This is a genomic window from Bradyrhizobium sp. Leaf396, from assembly GCF_001424605.1.
In the GTDB taxonomy this organism is placed as follows: Bacteria; Pseudomonadota; Alphaproteobacteria; order Rhizobiales; family Xanthobacteraceae; genus Bradyrhizobium; species Bradyrhizobium japonicum_C.
The window spans coordinates 85414-105445 of the sequence record NZ_LMQJ01000023.1; the positions used below are offsets into that span (position 1 = coordinate 85414).

The 20032-nt window shown below is 65.4% G+C and carries 21 protein-coding genes; 13 read left to right on the forward strand and 8 right to left on the reverse strand.

The window, feature by feature from the left end:
- The first annotated feature begins 53 nt into the window (after positions 1-53).
- The 4 genes from ASG57_RS20585 (at position 54) to ASG57_RS20600 (ending at position 3086) form a co-directional block, all read left to right on the forward strand.
- Entirely contained in the window at positions 54-803 is a 750-nt protein-coding gene (locus ASG57_RS20585) for an electron transfer flavoprotein subunit beta/FixA family protein (RefSeq protein WP_024337276.1), read from the forward strand.
- Positions 803-1747: an electron transfer flavoprotein subunit alpha/FixB family protein gene (locus ASG57_RS20590; protein ID WP_024337277.1), complete on the forward strand. Its 945-nt coding sequence runs from the start codon at positions 803-805 to the stop codon at positions 1745-1747. The genes ASG57_RS20585 and ASG57_RS20590 overlap by 1 nt, the downstream gene beginning before the upstream one ends.
- Before the next feature lie 191 nt (positions 1748-1938).
- Positions 1939-2820, forward strand: a complete 882-nt coding sequence (locus ASG57_RS20595; RefSeq protein WP_024337278.1) for a 3-hydroxybutyryl-CoA dehydrogenase — start codon at positions 1939-1941, stop codon at positions 2818-2820.
- 71 nt (positions 2821-2891) lie between these two features.
- The gene (locus ASG57_RS20600) at positions 2892-3086 is read left to right on the forward strand and encodes a putative motility protein (protein WP_028182113.1); all 195 of its coding nucleotides are present in this window, start codon (positions 2892-2894) and stop codon (positions 3084-3086) included.
- Between the two features lie 6 nt (positions 3087-3092).
- Here ASG57_RS20600 and tlpA read toward each other — a convergent pair whose 3' ends face one another.
- The gene (gene tlpA, locus ASG57_RS20605) at positions 3093-3758 is read right to left on the reverse strand and encodes a thiol:disulfide interchange protein TlpA (RefSeq protein ID WP_024337280.1); all 666 of its coding nucleotides are present in this window, start codon (positions 3756-3758) and stop codon (positions 3093-3095) included.
- Between the two features lie 101 nt (positions 3759-3859).
- Between tlpA and argH the strand changes: the two genes are divergently transcribed.
- The 3 genes from argH to lysA all read left to right on the forward strand — a co-directional run bounded on the left by argH (position 3860) and on the right by lysA (position 6924).
- On the forward strand, positions 3860-5257 hold the full coding sequence (gene argH / locus ASG57_RS20610; protein WP_024337281.1) for an argininosuccinate lyase: 1398 nt from the start codon (positions 3860-3862) through the stop codon (positions 5255-5257).
- Positions 5258-5350: 93 nt separating this feature from the next.
- Positions 5351-5635: an LPS translocon maturation chaperone LptM gene (gene lptM, locus ASG57_RS20615; RefSeq protein WP_024337282.1), complete on the forward strand. Its 285-nt coding sequence runs from the start codon at positions 5351-5353 to the stop codon at positions 5633-5635.
- A 23-nt stretch (positions 5636-5658) separates the two neighbouring features.
- Positions 5659-6924 carry a diaminopimelate decarboxylase gene (gene lysA / locus ASG57_RS20620; RefSeq protein WP_057197250.1) on the forward strand — a complete coding sequence of 422 codons (1266 nt, stop codon included), beginning with the start codon at positions 5659-5661 and terminating at the stop codon, positions 6922-6924.
- A 180-nt stretch (positions 6925-7104) separates the two neighbouring features.
- Here the strand turns inward: lysA and ASG57_RS20625 are convergent, their stop codons facing one another.
- Positions 7105-8013 (reverse strand): NAD(P)-dependent oxidoreductase, encoded by a 909-nt coding sequence (locus tag ASG57_RS20625; RefSeq protein ID WP_024337284.1) that lies wholly within the window; start codon positions 8011-8013, stop codon positions 7105-7107.
- Between the two features lie 83 nt (positions 8014-8096).
- Positions 8097-8480 carry a carboxymuconolactone decarboxylase family protein gene (locus ASG57_RS20630; protein ID WP_008567285.1) on the reverse strand — a complete coding sequence of 128 codons (384 nt, stop codon included), beginning with the start codon at positions 8478-8480 and terminating at the stop codon, positions 8097-8099.
- A 169-nt stretch (positions 8481-8649) separates the two neighbouring features.
- Between ASG57_RS20630 and ASG57_RS20635 the strand changes: the two genes are divergently transcribed.
- A complete protein-coding gene (locus ASG57_RS20635; protein WP_024337285.1) occupies positions 8650-11310 on the forward strand; it encodes a TIGR02302 family protein in 2661 nt (886 codons plus the stop codon).
- A 25-nt stretch (positions 11311-11335) separates the two neighbouring features.
- On the opposite strand, the gene ASG57_RS20640 is transcribed toward ASG57_RS20635, so the two are convergent.
- Both ASG57_RS20640 and ASG57_RS20645 read right to left on the reverse strand, forming a co-directional pair.
- Positions 11336-11710, reverse strand: a complete 375-nt coding sequence (locus ASG57_RS20640; RefSeq protein ID WP_024337286.1) for a response regulator — start codon at positions 11708-11710, stop codon at positions 11336-11338.
- A gap of 30 nt (positions 11711-11740) precedes the next feature.
- Positions 11741-12619: an MJ0042-type zinc finger domain-containing protein gene (locus ASG57_RS20645; RefSeq protein WP_057197473.1), complete on the reverse strand. Its 879-nt coding sequence runs from the start codon at positions 12617-12619 to the stop codon at positions 11741-11743.
- A gap of 179 nt (positions 12620-12798) precedes the next feature.
- Here ASG57_RS20645 and ftsE point away from each other — a divergent pair, with 179 nt between their 5' ends.
- From ftsE to ASG57_RS20665, 4 genes are all read left to right on the forward strand, one after another.
- Positions 12799-13458 carry a cell division ATP-binding protein FtsE gene (ftsE, locus tag ASG57_RS20650; RefSeq protein WP_018646542.1) on the forward strand — a complete coding sequence of 220 codons (660 nt, stop codon included), beginning with the start codon at positions 12799-12801 and terminating at the stop codon, positions 13456-13458.
- Complete coding sequence (locus tag ASG57_RS20655) at positions 13451-14419, forward strand: cell division protein FtsX (protein WP_024337288.1); 969 nt, start codon at positions 13451-13453, stop codon at positions 14417-14419. The genes ftsE and ASG57_RS20655 overlap by 8 nt, the downstream gene beginning before the upstream one ends.
- 130 nt (positions 14420-14549) lie before the next feature.
- The gene (locus ASG57_RS20660) at positions 14550-15254 is read left to right on the forward strand and encodes a YdcF family protein (RefSeq protein ID WP_057197252.1); all 705 of its coding nucleotides are present in this window, start codon (positions 14550-14552) and stop codon (positions 15252-15254) included.
- Between the two features lie 11 nt (positions 15255-15265).
- Positions 15266-16039 (forward strand): lysophospholipid acyltransferase family protein, encoded by a 774-nt coding sequence (locus ASG57_RS20665; protein ID WP_024337290.1) that lies wholly within the window; start codon positions 15266-15268, stop codon positions 16037-16039.
- Here the strand turns inward: ASG57_RS20665 and ASG57_RS20670 are convergent.
- The gene (locus ASG57_RS20670) at positions 16036-16641 is read right to left on the reverse strand and encodes a gamma-glutamylcyclotransferase (protein WP_057197475.1); all 606 of its coding nucleotides are present in this window, start codon (positions 16639-16641) and stop codon (positions 16036-16038) included. The genes ASG57_RS20665 and ASG57_RS20670 overlap by 4 nt on opposite strands.
- Positions 16642-16751: 110 nt before the next feature.
- Here ASG57_RS20670 and ASG57_RS20675 point away from each other — a divergent pair, with 110 nt between their 5' ends.
- Complete coding sequence (locus ASG57_RS20675; RefSeq protein ID WP_024337292.1) at positions 16752-17936, forward strand: DUF2125 domain-containing protein; 1185 nt, start codon at positions 16752-16754, stop codon at positions 17934-17936.
- Between the two features lie 58 nt (positions 17937-17994).
- Here ASG57_RS20675 and ASG57_RS20680 read toward each other — a convergent pair whose 3' ends face one another.
- Positions 17995-18927, reverse strand: coding sequence for a prephenate/arogenate dehydrogenase family protein (locus tag ASG57_RS20680; protein WP_024337293.1), 933 nt, complete (start codon positions 18925-18927; stop codon positions 17995-17997).
- Positions 18924-20021: a histidinol-phosphate transaminase gene (hisC, locus tag ASG57_RS20685; RefSeq protein WP_024337294.1), complete on the reverse strand. Its 1098-nt coding sequence runs from the start codon at positions 20019-20021 to the stop codon at positions 18924-18926. The genes ASG57_RS20680 and hisC overlap by 4 nt, the downstream gene beginning before the upstream one ends.
- Between the last annotated feature and the right edge of the window lie 11 nt (positions 20022-20032).

A 20032-nucleotide genomic window follows, 5' to 3' on the forward strand; every position in this document is an offset into this window, starting at 1 on the left:
TAGGTTCCGCGCCAGTTGATAACCCCCCTCCCAAATTGAGTGAAAGAGGATCGATGAAGGTCTTAGTGCCGGTAAAGCGGGTGGTCGATTACAACGTCAAGGTCCGCGTCAAGGGCGATGGATCGGGCGTTGAACTCGCCAACGTCAAAATGTCCATGAATCCGTTCGACGAGATCGCGGTCGAGGAAGCGCTGCGCCTGAAGGAAGCCGGCAAGGCCACTGAGGTTGTGGTGGTCTCGATCGGACCGGCGCAGGCGTCGGAGACGATCCGCACCGGCCTCGCCATGGGTGCCGACCGAGGCATCCTGGTGAAGGCCGAGGGCAATGTCGAGCCGCTCGCTGTCGCCAAGATCCTGAAGAAGGTCGCGGAAGAAGAGCAACCGGGCCTGATCATCCTCGGCAAGCAGGCGATCGACGATGACTCGAACCAGACCGGACAGATGCTGGCCGCGCTGCTCGGCTGGTCGCAGGCGACGTTCGCCTCCAAGCTCGAGGTCGAAGGGTCCGACTTCAAGGTCACCCGCGAAGTCGACGGCGGCCTGCAGACCGTGAAGCTGAAGGGGCCCGCGATCGTCACCACCGATCTTCGCCTCAACGAGCCACGCTACGCTTCGCTGCCCAACATCATGAAGGCCAAGAAGAAGCCGATCGCGGAGAAGACCGTGGCCGATTACGGCGTCGACGTCGCAGCGCGTCTCGAGATTCTCAAGACGACGGAGCCGGCCGGCCGCAAGGCAGGCGTCAAGGTCAAGGACGTCGCCGAGCTCGTGTCGAAACTCAAGAACGAAGCCGGGGTGCTCTGATGACGACGCTTCTGATTGCCGAACACGACAACGCGTCGCTCAAGGACGCTACCAACAAGGCTCTCACCGCAGCTGCCGCGCTCGGCGCGGACGTCGAGGTGCTGGTCGCCGGGCAGAATGCCAAGGCCGCGGCCGATGCCGCCGCGAAGCTTGCCGGCGTGAAGAAGGTGTTGCTCGCCGATGGCGACCTCTACGCGCACGACCTGGCCGAGCCGCTGGCTGCGCTGGTCGTATCGCTGGCGTCCGGCTACGACGCGATCGTCGCGCCGGCGACCTCGCGCTTCAAGAACGTGATGCCGCGCATTGCCGCCCTGCTTGACGTCATGCAGGTCTCGGAGATCATCAAGGTGGTCGCGCCCGACACATTCGAGCGGCCGATCTATGCCGGCAACGCCATCCAGACCGTGAAGTCGAAGGATGCCAAGAAGGTGATCACGGTGCGGACCTCCACCTTCGCCGCAGCGGGCGAAGGCGGCAGTGCGCCGGTCGAGAACGTTGCGGCGGCGGCCGATCCCGGCCTGTCGACTTTCGTCGGTGAGGAGGTCGCCAAGAGCGATCGTCCCGAGCTGACCTCGGCCAAGATCATCGTCTCCGGTGGCCGCGCGATGCAAAGCCGCGAGAACTTCGCCAAGTACATCGAGCCGCTCGCCGACAAGCTCGGCGCTGGCGTCGGTGCCTCGCGCGCCGCGGTCGACGCCGGCTATGCGCCGAACGACTGGCAGGTCGGCCAGACCGGCAAGGTCGTGGCTCCCGAGCTCTATGTCGCCGTCGGCATTTCCGGCGCCATTCAGCATCTGGCCGGCATGAAGGATTCCAAGGTGATCGTCGCGATCAACAAGGATGAGGACGCGCCGATCTTCCAGGTCGCCGATTACGGCTTGGTTGCAGATCTCTACCAGGCGGTTCCGGAGCTGACGGCCGAACTCGGCAAGCTCGGCAAGTAAAAGGCAGGAAAAACACCGGCCGGAGGTATAAGCTCCGGCCGGTGTTGCATTTCTGAGGCGCTTTCTTTGGCGTTGGGCGCGCCTTCGAAGCGATCCAATCTAGGTTTCGAGCCAAGGTTCTGATTAAATCGATCCTCCCGGCTCGGGGGATAGGCAGGCGCGACATGCGCGCCGTTCCGGTGGATGACATTATGGCGGCAGAGATCAAGAAGGTCGGCGTGATCGGCGCGGGTCAGATGGGCAATGGCATCGCGCATGTCGCGGCGCTCGCCGGCTTCGACGTGATGCTCAACGACGTTTCGGCCGACCGCCTCAAGTCCGGCATGGCCACCATCAACGGCAATCTGGCGCGCCAGGTCTCCAAGAAGGTCGTCACCGAGGAGGCCAAGACCAAGGCGCTGGCGCGCATCTCGCCCGCGGAGAAGCTCGACGACCTCGCCGATTGCGACCTCGTCATCGAAACCGCGGTCGAGAAGGAAGAGGTCAAGCGCAAGATCTTCCACGAGCTCTGCGCCGTGTTGAAACCGGAGGCGATCATCGCCTCCGACACGTCGTCGATCTCGATCACGCGGCTGGCCGCCGCCACCGACCGGCCCGAGCGCTTCATCGGCATTCACTTCATGAATCCGGTGCCGTTGATGGAGTTGGTCGAGCTGATCCGCGGCATCGCTACTGACGACTCCACCTTCGAGACCGCCAAGGAATTCGTCGGCAAGCTCGGCAAGCAGGTCGCGGTCTCCGAGGATTTCCCCGCCTTCATCGTCAACCGCATCCTGCTGCCGATGATCAACGAGGCGATCTACACGCTGTACGAAGGCGTCGGCAATGTCGAGGCGATCGACGCCGCCATGAAGCTCGGGGCGCACCATCCCATGGGCCCGCTGGAGCTTGCCGACTTCATCGGTCTCGATACCTGCCTCTCCATCATGCAGGTGCTGCATGAGGGGCTGGCCGACTCCAAGTACCGCCCGTGCCCGTTGCTGGTGAAGTACGTCGAGGCCGGCTGGCTCGGCCGCAAGACCCAGCGCGGCTTCTACGATTACCGCGGCGCCAAGCCGGTTCCGACTCGTTGATCCGTTTCGTGACAATTCATGTCGCGTTAACCTCTCGCGCCTAGGTTACGGCCGGTAAGAGGGTTCGCGTAATGGACATGATGGCAATGGTCAGCACCATGCTGGCCGCTCAGCAAGGTGCGCTGCAGTCGAACATCGCGGCGACGCTGACCAAGCAGAACATGGACATGGAGAAATCCACCGTCCTGACCCTGATGGGTGCCGGGCAGCCCTCGCTTGCCAATGTCGGTCCTGGCGTGGGCGGCAATCTCAACGTCACCGCCTGAGCTATTCTAGAGCGACGCGGCGGCCTTGCCGGTAGCGGCCCGGATCAGCTTGAGCGCGTCTTCGCTCGCCCATTCCGCCGGCCCCGCGATCGTCGCGATCTCGCAGCCTTGGGGATCGACCAGCACCGAGGTCGGCATGCCCAGCGCCCGGCCCACAGCCTTAAGATCCTGGAAAACCTTGGCTTTTTGGTCGCTGAAATAGGCGAGCCTGACAAGATTGGCCTCTTTCAGGAACGTCTTGGGCTTATCCGGGTCGCGGGTGTCGATGTTGATCGCCACCACCTCGAAATTCGGGCCCGACAGCTTGCCCTGGAGCTCGTCCAGCGCCGGCATCTCCTTGCGACAGGGCACGCACCACGTGGCCCAGAGGTTCACCAGCAGCGTCTTGCCGCGAAAGTCGGACAGTTTTTTCGGCTTGCCGTCGGCGTCCTCGAAGGCGAGGTCGGGCAGCTTCAACGGGGCGCTCGCCATGGTCAGCGCCGCCAACTCGCCGTGGGCGAGGGGGGCGATCTTTTGCGCCGTCGCCACCGCCGGCTTGCAGGTCGGGTCGCCGGAAGGCGCCCGGCTCAGGCCGAACCCGTACAGTGCGGCGAAGCCGGCCAGGCCCACGACCGTCACGGCGGCGACGATGAGGGGGATCCGGCGCGTGGCCGAGGGCGTCTTGTCGAGCATATCGTTTGTCATCCGGTCGCAGATATGGCTATCAGGGGCCTCTTAATACGGCTGGTTGCGGCCAGCAAATGCGCGGTAATTCGAGGCGTGAGCACGGGATCATGAGCAACAAGATGTGGGGCGGCCGATTCTCGGAACGTCCCGACGAGATCATGGAAGAGATCAACGTCTCCATCGACGTCGATCGTCACCTGTTCGCCCAGGACATTGCCGCGTCCAAGGCCCACGCCGCGATGCTGGCCGACCAGGGCATCATCACGGCCTCTGATGCGAAAAATATCGGCAAGGGTCTAGACACGATCTTGTCAGAGATCGGCAAGGGCGGCTTCGAGTTCAAGCGCGCGCTCGAGGACATTCACATGAACGTCGAGAGCCGCCTGTCGGAGCTGATCGGTCCGGCGGCCGGGAGGCTGCACACCGCGCGCTCGCGCAACGACCAGGTCGCGACTGATTTCCGCCTGTTCGTCCGCGACGTCATCGACGAGACCGATGCGGCGCTGGCCGCGTTCCAGCAGGCGCTGGTCGAGCGCGCGCTGGAGCATGCCGCGACCGTCATGCCCGGTTTCACGCATCTGCAGACCGCGCAGCCCGTGACCTTCGGCCACCATTTGCTCGCCTATGTCGAGATGGCCGCGCGCGACCGCGGCCGGTTCCAGGATGCGCGCAAGCGGCTCAATGAATCCCCGCTCGGCGCGGCCGCGCTGGCCGGCACCTCGTTCCCGATCGATCGCCACGCCACCGCGAAGGCGCTTCTGTTCGACCGGCCGATGGCGAACTCGCTCGACGCGGTCTCCGACCGCGACTTCGTGCTGGAGACGTTGTCGGCGGCCGCGATTTGCGCCGTGCACATGTCGCGCTTTGCCGAGGAGATCGTGATCTGGACCTCGCCTTTGGTCGGCCTGATCCGACTCAGCGACAAGTTCACGACCGGCTCCTCGATCATGCCGCAGAAGCGCAACCCGGATGCTGCCGAGCTGGTGCGCGCCAAGACCGGCCGCGTCATCGGCGCGCTCAATGGCCTCCTGATCGTCATGAAGGGCCTGCCGCTCGCCTATCAAAAGGACATGCAGGAGGACAAGCAGGGCGCCATGGAAGGGTTCGCCGCGCTGTCGCTGGCGATCCGCGCCATGACCGGCATGGTCCACGACCTCGTGCCCGACGAAGCCAAGATGAAGGCGGCCGCAGGCGAGGGCTACGCCACCGCGACCGACCTCGCCGACTGGCTGGTGCGGACCTTGAAGATGCCGTTCCGCGAGGCCCATCACGTCACCGGCCGCATCGTCGCCAAGGCCGCCGAGGGCGGCGTCGCCCTGCACGAACTGCCGCTCAAGGAGATGCAGGCGATCGAGCCAAGAATCACCAAGGATGTCCTCGGTGTGCTCTCGGTCGAATCCTCGGTGAAGAGCCGCACCAGCTTTGGCGGCACTGCGCCGAAGAACGTGGCGGCTCAGGCCAAGGCCTGGGCGAAGCGGCTGGAAAAAGAGCGAAAACGGGGCTGAGGGTAAAATTTCGCTGATGTTTCATAGTCATCCGGCTCTCGCCAGAGCGCGCCAATCTCTGTATGGTGCGGCCCGCGTAGTGGGGATTTCGTCGTGACGTCAAAGTTTCGCCCGGCCGGCTCGGGGTGGGCCATCATTGTCTTGAGCCTGACGGCGCTCGCGCTCGCCGGCTGCGGCCGCAAGGGCCCGCTGGACTTGCCGCCGACCGCGTCAACCGCCGGCGGTGCCGCACCGACCGATACCGAGACCGAAGCCCAGAGGACGCCGAGCGTGTTCAACCCAACCTACGGTGCGGATGCCGCACCCGCGGCAGGCAGGGGCAGGAAGAAACCGTTCATTCTCGACCCGCTCCTGGACGAACCTCCCGGCAAGAGATAAGCCGGCACAACCGAGCCCACGCCATGAACCATTTCGATTATCGCAACGGCGTGCTGCACGCCGAGGCGGTGAATCTGTCCGAGCTGGCCGCGACCGTCGGCACGCCGTTCTATTGCTATTCGACTGCAACGCTCGAGCGGCACTACCGCGTCTTCGCGGACGCCTTCGCCGGCGAGAAGGTGCTGGTCTGCTACGCCATGAAGGCGAACTCGAACCAGTCGGTGCTGCGCACGCTGGCCAAGCTCGGCGCCGGTGCTGACGTCGTCTCCGGCGGCGAGCTGAAGCGCGCACTGGCCGCCGGCATTCCCGCCAGCAAGATCGTCTTCTCCGGCGTCGGCAAGACGGAAGAGGAGCTGCGCGCAGCGCTCGCTGCCGACATCCTTTGTCTCAACGTCGAATCGGAGCCCGAGCTCGAATTGTTGTCGCGCCTGGCGACAGAGACGGGCAAGACCGCCCGGATCTCGCTGCGCGTCAACCCCGACGTCGATGCCGGCACGCATGCAAAAATCTCCACCGGCAAGTCCGAGAACAAGTTCGGCATCCCGATCGTGCATGCCCGCGAGGTCTACGCGCGCGCCGCGAAGCTCCCGGGCATCGAGGTGACCGGGGCCGACGTGCATATCGGCAGCCAGATCACCGACCTTTCCGGCATGGAGACCGCGTTCCGCATCCTCTCCGAATTCGTGCAGACGCTGCGCGCCGATGGCCACAACATCAGCCACGTCGATTTCGGCGGCGGCCTCGGCATTCCCTATGACATGGACGGCGAGGTGCCGCCGGCGCCCGATGCCTATGCCGCCATGGTCAAGCGCGTCAGCCACAATCTCGGTTGCACGCTGATGTTCGAGCCGGGCCGCATGATCGTCGGCAACGCCGGCATCCTGGTCACGAAGGTCATTTATGTGAAGCACGGCGACGGCAAGAATTTCGTCATCATCGACGCAGCCATGAACGATTTGATCCGCCCGACGCTGTATGAGGCCTATCACGACATCCTGCCGGTGAAGCAGCCCGCGAAGGGTGCCGCCACCATCAAGGCGGACGTCGTCGGTCCCGTCTGCGAAACCGGCGACTATCTCGCCCTCGATCGCACGCTGCCGACGCCGAAGGCGGGCGATCTCCTCGCCATCATGACCGCAGGCGCCTACGGTGCGGTGCAGGCCGGTACATACAACACCAGGCCGCTGGTGCCCGAGGTGCTGGTGAAGGGCGACCAATATGCCGTGGTGCGCCCGCGCGTCGAGGTCGAGCAGCTGATCGCGATGGACAAGCCTGCGCCGTGGCTGTGAGCTGACGACCCGCTGCAACGACCTCGGTGTCGTCCCCGCGAAGGCGGGGACCCATAACAACAGGGATAAGTTGCTCCGCGAAATCGGTCACTACGAGTCTTCGCCAAATCCTGCCCCGTGATTATGGGTCCCGGGCTCGCGCTTCGCGCGCCCCGGGGACGACAGCGGAGATTGGGGCGGCTATTTTCCTGCCAATCCACCCTTCGCTCCACCCACCACCACCCCCGCCTTCTTCTCGATCGGCTTGATCGCCGCGGTGAAATCGGACTCGGCGCCTTCCGTGCTGATCACCGTCTCCCATAGCCGCCCGACTGCGTCCGCAACCTCCATCGACAGGCCGAGCTGCTTCATCTCCTCCAGCGCCAGGCGCACGTCCTTCACCATCAATCCGGTGGCGAAGCCGAAATCGAACGTGCGCGGCAGCACCGCGCGCGGGAATTTATCGCGGCTCGCGGTATTCATGCCCGAGCCCGCATTGATGACGTCGATCATCACTGCGGGATCGAGGCCGGCCTTCACGCCCATCACCACCGCTTCCGAGGTCGCCACGATCGCGGTCGCTGACAGGAAATTGTTGGCGAGCTTCATGGTCTGCGCCGCGCCGGGCTTCTCGCCGATGAAGAAGACCTTTCCGATGACGTCGAGCGCAGGCTTCAACAGCTCGAACTCGGCCCTAGGCCCCGACACCATCACCGCAAGCGTGCCCTTCTCGGCGCCGCCGACGCCGCCGGAGACGGGACAGTCGATCTGCACGATGTTGCGCTTGGCGAGCAGGCCGTGAATCTTCGCAGCCATCGCCGAGCCGACGGTCGACAGATCGACGAAGCGCTTGGCGCGTCTGCCCTCGATCACGCCGTTTGCGCCCGTCGCGACCTCGAGCGAAGCCTGCAGCGAGGGCAGGCTCGCCATGACCGTCTCGACCTGATCGGCGACGTCCTTTGGCGAAGTCGCCGGCGTGGCGCCGCGCACCACGAGCTTGTCCATGATCTCCTTACGCGTATCGAAAACGACGAGCCTGTGTCCCGCCTCGATCAGCCGCCGCGCCATCGGGAAGCCCATGTTTCCAAGCCCGATGAATCCGATGTCCATGGTGATCCTTCCTCCCGTCGTCATTGCTTCGTTGCTTCGCTCCCGATCACGGAGCAATACGATTTCAGAGCGGCTATCCTGTCTTACGCCTTGCCGTCGATCTCCGCGAACACCTCGCGCGCGATCCGAAAGCTGTCGACTGCGGCCGGCATGCCGCCGTAGATCGCGACCTGCATCAGGATCTCGCGAATCTCGTCGCGCGTCACGCCATTGGTCAGGGCGCCCTTCAAATGCGCCCGAAACTCGTGCTGGCGGTTGAGGATCGCGATCATCGCGATGTTAAGCATGCTGCGGGTCTTGCGCGGCAGCTCCTCGCGGCCCCATACCGTGCCCCAGCAATATTCGTTGAGCATCTCCTGGAACGGGCGATTGAAATCGTCGACGTTTTTCAGGGCGTTGTTGACATAGGCCTCGCCCAGCACCGCTTTGCGGACTTCCAGGCCCTTGTCGTGCATCTTCTTGTCCATGACGTTTCCTTCGTTTCTCTGGTGGATGGCGCGCGGAAATTACGGGGTTGTTCCGAGCCAGTCACGTCCTCGTGTTATGCGGGAAAAGGGGGCTCTCCCGTACAGGAACGGATGCCTCAGTGCTGCCGTTGTGATACGCTTTGCTGTACCGGGCAACCTGGAGAGTTGATTGAACGGCGTCACCCCCGACCCGTCAGACCCGATCCGCAACAGTGATGCGCTGTCGCGGCTGAAGCTGGCGCAGGCCCTCGACCGGGCTACTTATGCCATCGCGTGGGAGCGTGCCTGGCCCAATGTGGCGCGCCTCCTGACCGTCGTCGGCCTGTTTCTGGTGGTGTCCTGGGCCGGCCTCTGGCTGGCGGTGCCGTTCCTGGCCCGGGCCATTGGCCTGGGGCTCTTCGCCGCCGTCGCACTTGCCGCCCTGTTCCCGTTGAGTCGCTTCCGCTGGCCGAGCCGCGAGGAAGCGCTCGCCCGGCTCGATCGTGGCTCCGGCATCCGTCACCGCCCGGCCACCACGCTCACGGACACGCTGACCTCGCAGGATCCGGTCGCGCAGGCGCTGTGGCAGGCGCAGCGCGAGCGTACGCTGGCCTCCCTCAAGCGCATCCACGCCGGTCTGCCGCACCCGCGGCTCGCGCTTCACGACCCCTGGGCGCTGCGGGCGCTGGTCATGGTGATGCTGGTTGCGACCTTCTTCGCCGCCGGTGACGAGCGTGCGATGCGGCTTGGCGCCGCCTTCAACTGGAATGGGGTGCTGGCGCCGACCAATGTTCGCGTCGACGCCTGGGTCACGCCGCCGCTCTATACCGGCAAGCCGCCGGTTATCCTGTCGGCCGCCAACAAGGAGGCCGCGGCGCTGCCCGCCAGCGGTCCTCTCGCCGTTCCCGCCGGCTCGACCCTGATCGTGCGCTCGTCCGGCGGTAGCCTCGATGTCGCCGTCTCGGGCGGCCTCAAGGAGGTGGCTCCCACCGAGGCTAGCCCCCAGGGGACCAACGAAAGGCATTTTGCCATTTCCGGCGACGGCACTGCACATGTCCGCGCGCCCTCCGGACAGCCGCAATGGGCCTTTGCGGCAACGCCAGACCGTGCGCCGACGATCGCGCTCGCCAAGGACCCGGAGCGCCAGGCGCGCGGCGCACTCCAGCTCTCCTACAAGATCGAGGACGATTACGGCGTCACCGGCGCCGAGGCGAAATTTGCCCTGCGTTCGACCGATGCCCCGGACGACACCAAGGACCCCGCCAAGGATGCGCCGAAGGCTGCCGGCGACGGCGACACCAGGACGGCTGCGCGTCCGCTGTTCCAGCCACCGCGATTCCCGCTCGCGCTGCCGAATGCGCGGACCCGCAACGCTGTCGGACAGTCGGTGAAGGATCTCAGCGAGGATCCCTATGCCGGCGCCGAGGTCGCGCTGACCCTCACGGCCAAGGACGAGGCCGGCAATGAGGCCACAAGCGAGGCATTCAATATGCGCCTGCCCGAACGGCTCTTCACGAAGCCGGTGGCACGTGCACTGATCGAGCAGCGCCGCATTCTCGCGCTCGACGCCAACAAGAACTCCGACGTGTATGCGGCGCTCGACGCCCTGATGATTGCGCCGGAAATGTTTACGCCGGAGCCCGGACAATATCTCGGCCTGCACAGCGTGGCCCGGCAGCTCGAGGCCGCGCGCACCGACGATGCCCTGCGCGAGGTCGTGGCGAGCCTGTGGGCGCTTGCGGTGACGATCGAGGACGGCAAGATCTCCGACGTCGAGAAGGCCCTGCGCGCAGCTCAGGATGCGCTGAAGCAGGCCTTGGAGCGCGGCGCGAGCGATGAAGAGATCAAGAAGCTCACGCAGGATCTGCGTCAGGCGCTGAACGATTTCATGCGCCAGCTTGCCGAGCAGCTCCGCAACAACAATGATCCGCAGCAGCTGGCGCGGCCGCTCGACCCTAATACCAAGGTCCTGCGGCAGCAGGATCTGCAGAACATGATCGACCGGATGGAGCGTCTGTCGCGGTCCGGCGACAAGGATGCCGCCAAGCAGCTGCTCGACCAGCTCCAGCAGATGCTGGAGGGCCTCCAGATGGCGCAGCCGGGGCAAGCCGGCGAGAGCGACATGGAGCAGGCGCTCAACGAGCTCGGCGATATGATCCGCAAGCAGCAGCAATTGCGCGACAAGACTTTCAAGCAGGGCCAGGATTCCCGGCGCGAACGCTCGCGCGGCAAGCAGCAACAGGGCGATCAGTCCATGTCCGAGCTGCAGCAGGACCAGCAGGGGCTGCGCGATCGGCTGAAGAAGTTGCAGGACGAGCTTGCCAAGCGCGGCCTTGGGCAGAAGGGAGAGAAGGGGCAGAAAGGGCAGCAGGGACAGAAGGGCCAGCAAGGCGACCAGGGCCAGCCGGGTCAGAACGGCGATCAGGACGGCGACCAGGGCGATGACGACGGCGGTCTGGATGCCGCCGACGGTGCCATGGGCGATGCGGGATCAAAGCTCGGCGAGGGCAACGCCGACGGCGCCGTGGATTCGCAGGGCAAGGCGCTCGACGCGATGCGCAAGGGTGCGCAGAAGATGGCCGAGGCCATGCAGCAGGGCGATGGCGACGGCCAGGGCGATGGCCCCGGACAGCGCGCCGGGCGCCAGCAGAGCGGCGGCAACCAGACCGATCCGCTCGGCCGTCCGCTGCACGGGCGCGAATATGGCGACGATTACACGGTCAAGATTCCCGGCGAGATCGACACCCAGCGTGTTCGCCGCATTCTCGAAGAGCTCCGCCGCCGTCTCGGCGATCCCTCGCGCCCGCAGATCGAGCTCGATTACATCGAGCGGCTGCTGAAGGAGTTTTGAGCGGCAATCTGGAGAAGCAGCGCCGCTATCTCTTCTTCACTGCCAGCGCATCGGCAACCGCCGTGCGAATATCCGCGACCGAGAACGGCTTGGTCACGACATCATGGACCAGCGCATTCAGGTTCGAGGCGCGCTCGCGCTGGTCGGCAAAGCCGGTCATCAGCAAAATCGTCAGATCGGGGAAATCGCGCGCGGCGGAGAGCGCCAGCGCGATGCCGTCCATGACCGGCATCTGGATGTCGGTGAGCAGCAGGTCGAAAGCGCCGTGTTCGCGGGTCAGGATCTCCAGCGCCTCGGCGCCGTCCTGGGCGGTGACGGTCTCGTGGCCGTCCATCGCGATGGCGCGCGCCACAAGCGTGCGCATCGAGTCCTCGTCGTCGGCGATCAAGATTTTCGGCATGAGACCAACCTTTGGGCCCTGCGGGGTCGATTATACGCTGCCGCCGGCAATGTCGCGCCGGTTGAAGAAGCGAACGTCGATGTTGCGGCCCTCCGGCGGGGGCGAGGCGAGGCGCGAGCGGAAGAAGGCGCGCTCGCCGGGCCGCAGCACGGTCTGTTCCAGTACCGTATTCCAGGCGTAGATCTCCGCGCCTTGCGCGTCGCGCACGGCAAAGCGCAAGCGTGGGATATCGAGCGGCTTCTTACCCTGGCCGACGATCACGCCCTCGATGACCAGCACCTGCTTACCGTCTACGGTCTCGCTGGAGAGCTTGACGTCCTTGAAGGCGAGGCTCCGCAGGTTCACCTCGAGGCCGACCATCTTGTAGAACGCCGCCGTCTGCGGCAGCAGCCGCACCACGTCGCCGCGCCAGATCACCAGCGCCAGCACCAGTGCGCCCATCGCGGCGCAGGCGGTCGGCAGGCCAAAATAGGACCTGGGCGGAGCCGCGGTAGCAACCGGGCGACTTACCCGTGCGCCGCGGCGGCGGAACAGGCCGGAGAACCAGGATTGATGCTGCGCGCCGACGACCTCCGCCTCGGCCTGCCGAGCCGCCGCTGACCATTCGTCCTCGGCTTCCCTGGCCGCTTCGTCCGGCCAGTCGCTGGCAATCGAGGGACTGTCAACGACCGGCGCATCAGCGACGCCGTCGTCCCTGGCATAGGAGTTCCATTGCTCGGCGAGATCGGACTGCTCGTCGGCTCGGCCGGCCGCGGCCATGGCCGGAACGGAGGCCTCCTCGACCGCGTCCTCGGGATGAGCGATCCAGGTCTCTTTGCAGCGGGAACAGCGGACGGCCCGTCCGTTCGCCCCCAGGCTCGCAAGCTTGATCGCGTAGGATGTCATACAATGGGGGCAGACGATATGCATGGACGAGCCTTGATGCATGAACTGGTCTTGAAGAAGCCGCAGGCCCGGACAACCGGGCTGCCTGTATGCTACCGGGGGAGCGTTAACGAACCGGAAACCATAACGGTCGCAAAAGCCGTTAATCGCATATTGCGGGGCGATGGCGTGCAGCCTGCCGCCCCTCTCGAACGGAGCTGAGCTTGGTTCGGTTCGAAAATGTCGGATTGCGTTATGGCCTGGGGCCGGAGATCCTGCGCGATCTCAGCTTCCAGATTCCGGCGCATTCCTTCCAGTTTCTCACCGGACCGTCCGGCGCCGGCAAGACCTCCCTGCTGCGCCTGTTGTTTCTGTCGCATCGGCCGACGCGGGGCCTCGTCAACCTTTTCGGCCACGATATCTCGCAACTGGGCAAGGACGAGATCGCGGATTTGCGCAAGCGCATCGGCATCGTGCTCCAGGATTTCCGCCTGCTCGATCACATGACGACCTATGAGAACGTCGCGCTGCCGTTCCGCGTCATGGGCCGCAGCGAGTCGAGTTACCGCAAGGAGGTGATCGACCTGTTGCGCTGGGTCGGCCTCGGCGATCGCATGGACGCGCTGCCGCCGATCCTGTCGGGCGGCGAGAAGCAGCGCGCGGCGATCGCCCGCGCCGTGATCTCGCGGCCGCAGCTGCTGCTTGCGGACGAGCCGACCGGCAGCGTCGACCCGACGCTCGGACGCCGCCTGCTGCGGCTGTTCATCGAGCTCAACAAGTCAGGCACCGCCGTCATCATCGCTACCCACGACATCGGCCTGATGGATCAATACGAAGCACGACGGTTGGTGCTGCACCAGGGACGGCTGCACGTCTATGAGTAGGACCGACGAGCGCGGCGTCCTGGTCGACCTCGGGCAGGAGCGTCCGCAGCTTCCGGCCAAGGCGCGCAACATGTCGCCGATCGTCCCGCGCGCCTCGATCCACGGCCGCGCGCTGGTCGCCGTCGTCGCCATCATGAGCTTCCTCGCCTCGATGGCCACGGGCACGGTGCTGCTGGTGAGTGCCTCGGCCGCCGAATGGCAGTCCGACGTCGCGAGCGAGATCACCATCCAGGTTCGTCCGCAGGCCGGTCGTGACCTTGATCGTGACACCGCAGCCGTGACCGAGGCAATGCGCACGCAAGCCGGCATAGTCGAGGTCAAGCCGTTCACCAGGGAAGAGAGCGGCAGGCTGCTCGAGCCCTGGCTCGGCACCGGCCTGTCGATGGACGATCTGCCGGTGCCGCGCATGATCATCGCGCGCGTGCAGCCGGGCACGCCACTCGATCTCGGCGCCTTGCGCGCGCTCGTGACACAGGTTGCGCCGGGTGCCAGCGTCGACGATCACCGGGCCTGGATCGAGCGCATGCGCTCGATGACCAACGCGACCGTGCTGGCCGGCCTCGGCATCCTCGCGCTTGTCATCATCGCCACCATCATATCGGTCTCGTTCGCAACCCGCGGCGCCATGGCGGCGAACCGTCCGATCGTCGAAGTCCTGCATTTCGTCGGCGCCGGCGATCGCTACATTGCCAATCACTTCCTGCGTCATTTCCTCAGGCTGGGCCTCGAAGGCGGTCTGATCGGCGGCGGCGCGGCCATGCTGGTGTTCGGCTTCTCCGAGTCCGTCGCGGGCTGGTTCTCCGGTACCCCCGTCGGCGACCAGTTCGCCGCGCTGCTCGGCACCTTCTCGCTGCGGCCATCCGGCTACATCGTGCTCGCCGTCCAGGCCGTGCTGATCGGCGCCATCACCGCGGCGGCCGCACGCCAGACTCTGTTTGCGACGTTGAATGATGTTGATTGAGTTCTTTCTTTCCCGCTTGCTGTTGTAGAAGGCGACCGGTCTCAGACCGAGTTGTTCTTCGCACTAACCGGACTCCACTTCGCCCAAAAACGTCTTAAAATCATCTCAGGGAAGGGATCACCGACATCGCATGACCTCGCCGACCGACGATCGATCGCCGAAACTGCCGCGCGGCTGGCTGCGCGCGGCCATCGTGTCGACGATCGCGCTTGCCTTCGTCGCCGCGGCCGCAGGCTTCCTTGCATTCCTGTCGCAATTGCGCGGCGTGGAGACGGTGCCCGACCGCAAGGCGGACGGGATCGTGGTGTTGACCGGCGGCTCCTCGCGGGTATCGGACGCGATGGAGCTGCTCGCTGCCGGCTACGGCAGGCGGCTCCTGATCTCCGGCGTGCATCCGACTTCGACGGCGAGCGACATCTCCCGGACCCTGCCGGAGAACCAGTCATTCATGACCTGTTGCGTCGATCTCGACCGTACCGCGCTCACGACCCGCGGCAACGCAGCGGAGGCGCGCCGCTGGGCCGAGGGGCGCCGGTTCAGATCGCTGATCGTGGTCACCTCCAACTATCATATGCCGCGCGCGCTGGTGGAATTTTCACATGCGATGCCACAGACGACGCTGATCCCGTTCGCCGTGGTCGGCGAAAAATGGCGCGAGGAGCCGTGGTGGACGTCGGGCTCGACGCTCCGGCTGCTTCTGTCGGAATATGTCAAATACATCGCGGCCGAGCTCAGGGTGCGGCTGGAGGATCTCGGGATTGACCTTTGGCCCGAGATATCGGAGCAGCCTGCAGGTCAGCAGCCGAAGCGGCCCGCCACCGCACAGGCCAATTGATCGGACCATCGATGTTTCTGATATTTCTCCGCTCGCTCGTATTCAACGTGCTGTTCTACGCCGTGCTGGTGTGTCTTGCGATCGTGGCGCTGCCGACCTTCGCATTGCCGCCGCGAGCCATGCTCACGGTGGCGGAATGGTGGGCCAAGACGACGCTGTTCCTGATGCGCGTGGTCTGCAACATCAAGGTGGAATTCCGGGGTGTCGAGAAGATTCCGAAGGGACCGCTGCTGATCGTGGCCAAGCATCAGTCGTTCTGGGAGACCTTCGTGCTGCCGGGTTTCTTCCACCGGCCCATCTTCATCCTCAAACGCCAGCTCATGCAGATCCCGGTGTTCGGTCAATTCCTGGTCAAGACCGGGATGATCGCGATCGACCGCAATGCCGGCGTGAAGGCGCTGCTCGACATGACGCGGCGGGCGCGCGAGGCGGTGCGCAGCGGAAAGCAGCTCGTGATCTTTCCGGAAGGCACGCGCCGTGCTCCCGGGGCGGCGCCCGACTACAAGACCGGCTTTGCGCAGATCTATTCGTCCTGCGGCGTGCCGTGCCTTCCGATCGCGCTGAACTCCGGTCTGTTCTGGCCGCGCCGCACCTTCATGCGCTATCCTGGAACCCTGGTGGTGGAGTTTCTCGACCCGCTGCCGGCGGGGCTGCCGAAGGACGAGTTTCTTTCGCGCGTGCAGACGGCGATCGAGGACGCGACCGGCCGTCTCGTCGAAGCCGGCCGCAAGGAGCAGGAGCAATTGATTGGCTCCGCGCCAAGCTACGCGCCGACCGGTGGCTAGCGGCTTTCGCGATCTCCGGTCGGGGCCGGCACGTGCAGCGCATCACCATGCAGCATCAATGCAAGCTGGTGCAGCTGGGCGTCGCGAAAGCCTTCCGCCTCGATCGCCTTTACCGTTGCCGTGAGGTAATCGCGGTTGGCGCCGGACTGCCCATGGCCCTGGAGCACATGACGGTGCTGCTCGGCCAGCGACAGCCGGCCGGCATATTGCACATGGCCGCGGTCGACGACGTAGGCGAGCGCCGAGACACGCTGGCGCGCATCGTTCTCCAGCCACACCGAACGCATCACCTCTCGATAGACCGACGTGACCTGCTCGCGTGCGCGCAAATAGGCGACAACGTCGGCGCGGTTCTTCTCGGCGACACGAAAGGCGATGCCGCGGCAGGCGCCGCCGCGGTCGAGTCCAAGGACCAGACCCGGCTTTTCTGGCGTACCGCGATGCACGAAGGAATAGACGCAGAGCGCGCGATGCTCGCCGACCAGCCGTGCCGGGACGCGTTCCTCGAACTCGAAGCCCGGCCGCCACATCAGCGAACCGTAGCCGAACACCCAGAGGTCGCCCTTGGCGGTGGTGACGGAGGGGACGGTGATTTCCGACATTTCGGGCACGGCTACCAGAACCATGCCCCGAAGCGAAGCGATTTCTCGGCCTTTCGTCGTAGGCCGGCCCCGCTTACATTTGCCTGAATCTGGCGTCAAAGGGTCGCCGCATGTCCAATATGACCGTTGCCACAGGCCGCCGCTCCCGTTGGGGCCTTTTCATCGCCCCCGTCTTTGTCCTGATCCTCGCCGTTGCGTGGAGCGGCTTCTGGTTCTATGCGGCGTCGCAGGCCGAAATCGCCGCCGACGCCTGGCGCGCGCAGGAGGCCAAGTCCGGCCGCATCTATGATTGCGCCAAGCGCTCGATCGCGGGCTTCCCGTTCCGCTTCGAGGTGCAATGCTCCGGCGCCAGCGTCGCCCTGGTGTCGCAGAACGCGAGCAAGACACCGTTCACGGCGAAGCTCGACAACATCCTGGTCGTGGCCCAGGTCTACGACCCCAAGCGCGTCATCGCGGAATTCTCCGCGCCGGCCACGCTGACCGACGGCATCACGCAGAACACCTTCGCGGTGAACTGGAGCAAGGGGCGCGCCAGCGTGGCTGGCCTGCCGGCCGTGCCGGACCGTGCCTCCATCGTGTTCGACGACCCCAGCCTCAATCGGCTCGACGGCAGCGTCCAGGTGCCGCTTGCGCGCGCCAGGCAGGTCGAGCTGCACGGACGTCTCGCGGAGGGATCAAAGCCCGATCATCCCGTGATCGAGACCGTGCTTCACGTCGCGCAGGGCAGCATTCAGGGCGTGCACCCGCTGTTAGCCGAGCCGTTCGAAGCCGACACCCGCGCCAAGATCACCGGCCTCTCCGACCTCACGCCAAAGCCCTGGCCGCAGCGCTTTCGCGAGATCCAGGCCGCCGGCGGCCATATCGAGATCGTGCAGTCGCGCATCCAGCAGGGCGAGATGATCGCGGTCGCGGCCGGCAAGCTCGGCCTCTCGCCCAATGGCCGGCTCGACGGCGAATTGCAGATGACCGTCACAGGCCTCGAGCGCGTGATCCCGGCGCTCGGCATCGAGAAGATGCTGGAGGAGGGCGTGCCGCAGGCGACGCTGGATCGACTCGCGCCGGGCGTGAAGTCGCAGGACCTCAACAATCTCTTTGGAGCGCTCGACCGCGCCGTTCCCGGCCTCGGCAAGGTCATCAAGCAGAACGCCAATGCGGGCGTTGCGGCCGGCATCAATTCGATCGGCACAGAGAGCACGCTGGAAGGCAAGAAGGCGCGAAGTTTCCCGCTGAAATTCGTCGACGGCGCCGTGCTGCTCGGCCCGGTGAAGGTCGGCCAGATTCCGCCGCTGTATTGACTTGCCGTTACTCCGGGGCATTCGCAAAGCGAATGAACCCGGAACCTCGAGTGTGAAGCTACGGCTTCTTGAGCGCAGCCAGGCGACCAAAGTCGGGCGCCGCCGAGTCCTGGCCGATCTCGACGATGCCGCGGCGGATGGCGCGGGTGCGGGTGAAGTGGTCGAACAGCGCCTCGCCATCGCCGCGCCGTATCGCGCGGGTGAGTTTTGCGAGATCCTCGGTGAAGGTGCCCAGCATCTCCAGCACGGCCTCCTTGTTGGCGAGGAAGACGTCGCGCCACATCGTCGGGTCGGACGCGGCGATGCGGGTGAAATCGCGGAAGCCGCCGGCGGAGAATTTGATCACCTCGGATTCCGTCACCTGCGCCAGCTCGTCGGCGGTGCCGACGATGGTGTAGGCGATCAGATGCGGCAGATGGCTGGTGATCGCGAGCACGAGATCGTGATGATCCGGCGTCATGATCTCGACCTTGGCGCCCATCGCCGCCCAGAACGCCCGCAGATGCTCCGTGGCCGCCGCATCGGTATCTTCCGGCGGGGTCAGGATGCACCAACGATTGATGAACAGCTCGGCGAAACCCGAATCCGGGCCGGAATGCTCGGTGCCCGCAACCGGATGCGCCGGCACGAAATGAATGCCTTTCGGCAGATGCGGGACCATGTCGCGGACAACCGCGCCCTTGACCGAGCCGACATCGGAGACGATCGCGCCCGGCTTCAGATGCGCGGCGATCTCCTGCGCCACAGCTCCGCAGGCGCCGACCGGAATGCAGAGGATGACGAGATCGGCATCCTTCACCGCCTCCGCATTGGTCGCCACCACCTGATCGACGATGCCGAGCTCGGCGACGCGCGCGCGGGTCTTCTCCGAGCGTGCGGTGGTGACGATCTCGGAAGCCAGGCCCTGGAGCTTCGCAGCGCGCGCGATCGAGCCGCCGATCAGGCCGAAGCCGATCAGTGCGACGCGCTGGAAGTGCGCCTGTTCGCTCATTTGCCGGCCATGAAGTCGCGCAAGCCCTCGACGACGAGGCGGTTGGCCTCTTCGGTACCTATCGTCATGCGCAGCGCATGCGGAAGTCCGTAGTTCTTCAGCGCACGCAGGACGAGACCGCGCCTGGTCAGGAAAGCGTCCGCGTCATCGGCGGTCCTGCCCTTGTCGGTCGGGAAATGGATCAGCACGAAATTGGCGACGCTTGGCGTTACCTTCAGTCCGAGCTTGCCGATTTCCTCGGTGAGCCAGTTGCGCCAGGTCTCGGTGAACTGCTTCGACATCGCCTGGTGCGCGGTGTCCTCGATCGCGGCGACGGCGGCGTACATCGCCGGTGTCGACACGTTGAAGGGACCGCGGATGCGGTTGACGGCATCGATGATGTGCTCGGGCCCGAACATCCAGCCGATGCGCAGCGCAGCGAGCCCGTGGATCTTGGAGAAGGTGTGCGTCACCACTGTGTTCTCGGTGGTGGCGACGAGCTCGATCCCCATCTCGTAGTCGTTGCGCGAGACGTAGTCGCAATAGGCGGCGTCGAGCACCAGCAACACGTGCGAGGGCAGGCCGGCGCGCAGCCGTTTGACCTCGTCGAACGGAAGATAGGTGCCGGTCGGATTGTTGGGATTGGCGAGCCAGACCAGCTTTGTCCGCGGCGTCACGGCCTTCAGGATGGCGTCGACGTCGGCGGTGAGGTTGCTCTCCTGCGCCACCACGTTCTTGGCGCCGACGGCCATGGTCGCGATCGGGTAGACCAGGAAGCCGTGCGTGGTGGAGATCGCCTCGTCGCCGTGGCTGAGATAGGTGTGGGCGAGCAGGTTGAGGATCTCGTCCGAACCGGCGCCGCAGATGATGCGGTTGGGATCGAGCCCGAAAGAGCGGCCGATCGCCTCGCGCAGCACGCGCGAGGTGCCTTCCGGGTAGTCCTCGAGATGATCCGCCACGCGCTTGAACGCTTCGATCGCCTTGGGCGAGGGCCCGAATGGCGTCTCGTTCGCGGAGAGCTTGAACACCTTGCGGCCCGGCTCCGGCACCGGGCTCTTGCCGGGGGTGTAGGGTGCAATATCGAGAATGCCGGGATTCGGCACGGGGCGGGACATCTGGGACTCCG

Coding starts and splice junctions, on each gene's coding strand:
- ASG57_RS20625 (WP_024337284.1), bottom strand. CDS start 8,013: ATGGACATCGGATTCATCGGGCTTGGAAACATGGGCTTCCCGATGGCG.
- ASG57_RS20665 (WP_024337290.1), top strand. CDS start 15,266: ATGTTTCTGATATTTCTCCGCTCGCTCGTATTCAACGTGCTGTTCTAC.
- ASG57_RS20595 (WP_024337278.1), top strand. CDS start 1,939: ATGGCGGCAGAGATCAAGAAGGTCGGCGTGATCGGCGCGGGTCAGATG.
- argH (WP_024337281.1), top strand. CDS start 3,860: ATGAGCAACAAGATGTGGGGCGGCCGATTCTCGGAACGTCCCGACGAG.
- ASG57_RS20585 (WP_024337276.1), top strand. CDS start 54: ATGAAGGTCTTAGTGCCGGTAAAGCGGGTGGTCGATTACAACGTCAAG.
- ASG57_RS20600 (WP_028182113.1), top strand. CDS start 2,892: ATGGACATGATGGCAATGGTCAGCACCATGCTGGCCGCTCAGCAAGGT.
- ASG57_RS20590 (WP_024337277.1), top strand. CDS start 803: ATGACGACGCTTCTGATTGCCGAACACGACAACGCGTCGCTCAAGGAC.
- ASG57_RS20660 (WP_057197252.1), top strand. CDS start 14,550: ATGACCTCGCCGACCGACGATCGATCGCCGAAACTGCCGCGCGGCTGG.
- ASG57_RS20630 (WP_008567285.1), bottom strand. CDS start 8,480: ATGGACAAGAAGATGCACGACAAGGGCCTGGAAGTCCGCAAAGCGGTG.
- ASG57_RS20670 (WP_057197475.1), bottom strand. CDS start 16,641: ATGTCGGAAATCACCGTCCCCTCCGTCACCACCGCCAAGGGCGACCTC.
- tlpA (WP_024337280.1), bottom strand. CDS start 3,758: ATGCTCGACAAGACGCCCTCGGCCACGCGCCGGATCCCCCTCATCGTC.
- ASG57_RS20675 (WP_024337292.1), top strand. CDS start 16,752: ATGTCCAATATGACCGTTGCCACAGGCCGCCGCTCCCGTTGGGGCCTT.
- lysA (WP_057197250.1), top strand. CDS start 5,659: ATGAACCATTTCGATTATCGCAACGGCGTGCTGCACGCCGAGGCGGTG.
- hisC (WP_024337294.1), bottom strand. CDS start 20,021: ATGTCCCGCCCCGTGCCGAATCCCGGCATTCTCGATATTGCACCCTAC.
- ASG57_RS20640 (WP_024337286.1), bottom strand. CDS start 11,710: ATGCCGAAAATCTTGATCGCCGACGACGAGGACTCGATGCGCACGCTT.
- ASG57_RS20680 (WP_024337293.1), bottom strand. CDS start 18,927: ATGAGCGAACAGGCGCACTTCCAGCGCGTCGCACTGATCGGCTTCGGC.
- ASG57_RS20645 (WP_057197473.1), bottom strand. CDS start 12,619: ATGCATATCGTCTGCCCCCATTGTATGACATCCTACGCGATCAAGCTT.
- ASG57_RS20655 (WP_024337288.1), top strand. CDS start 13,451: ATGAGTAGGACCGACGAGCGCGGCGTCCTGGTCGACCTCGGGCAGGAG.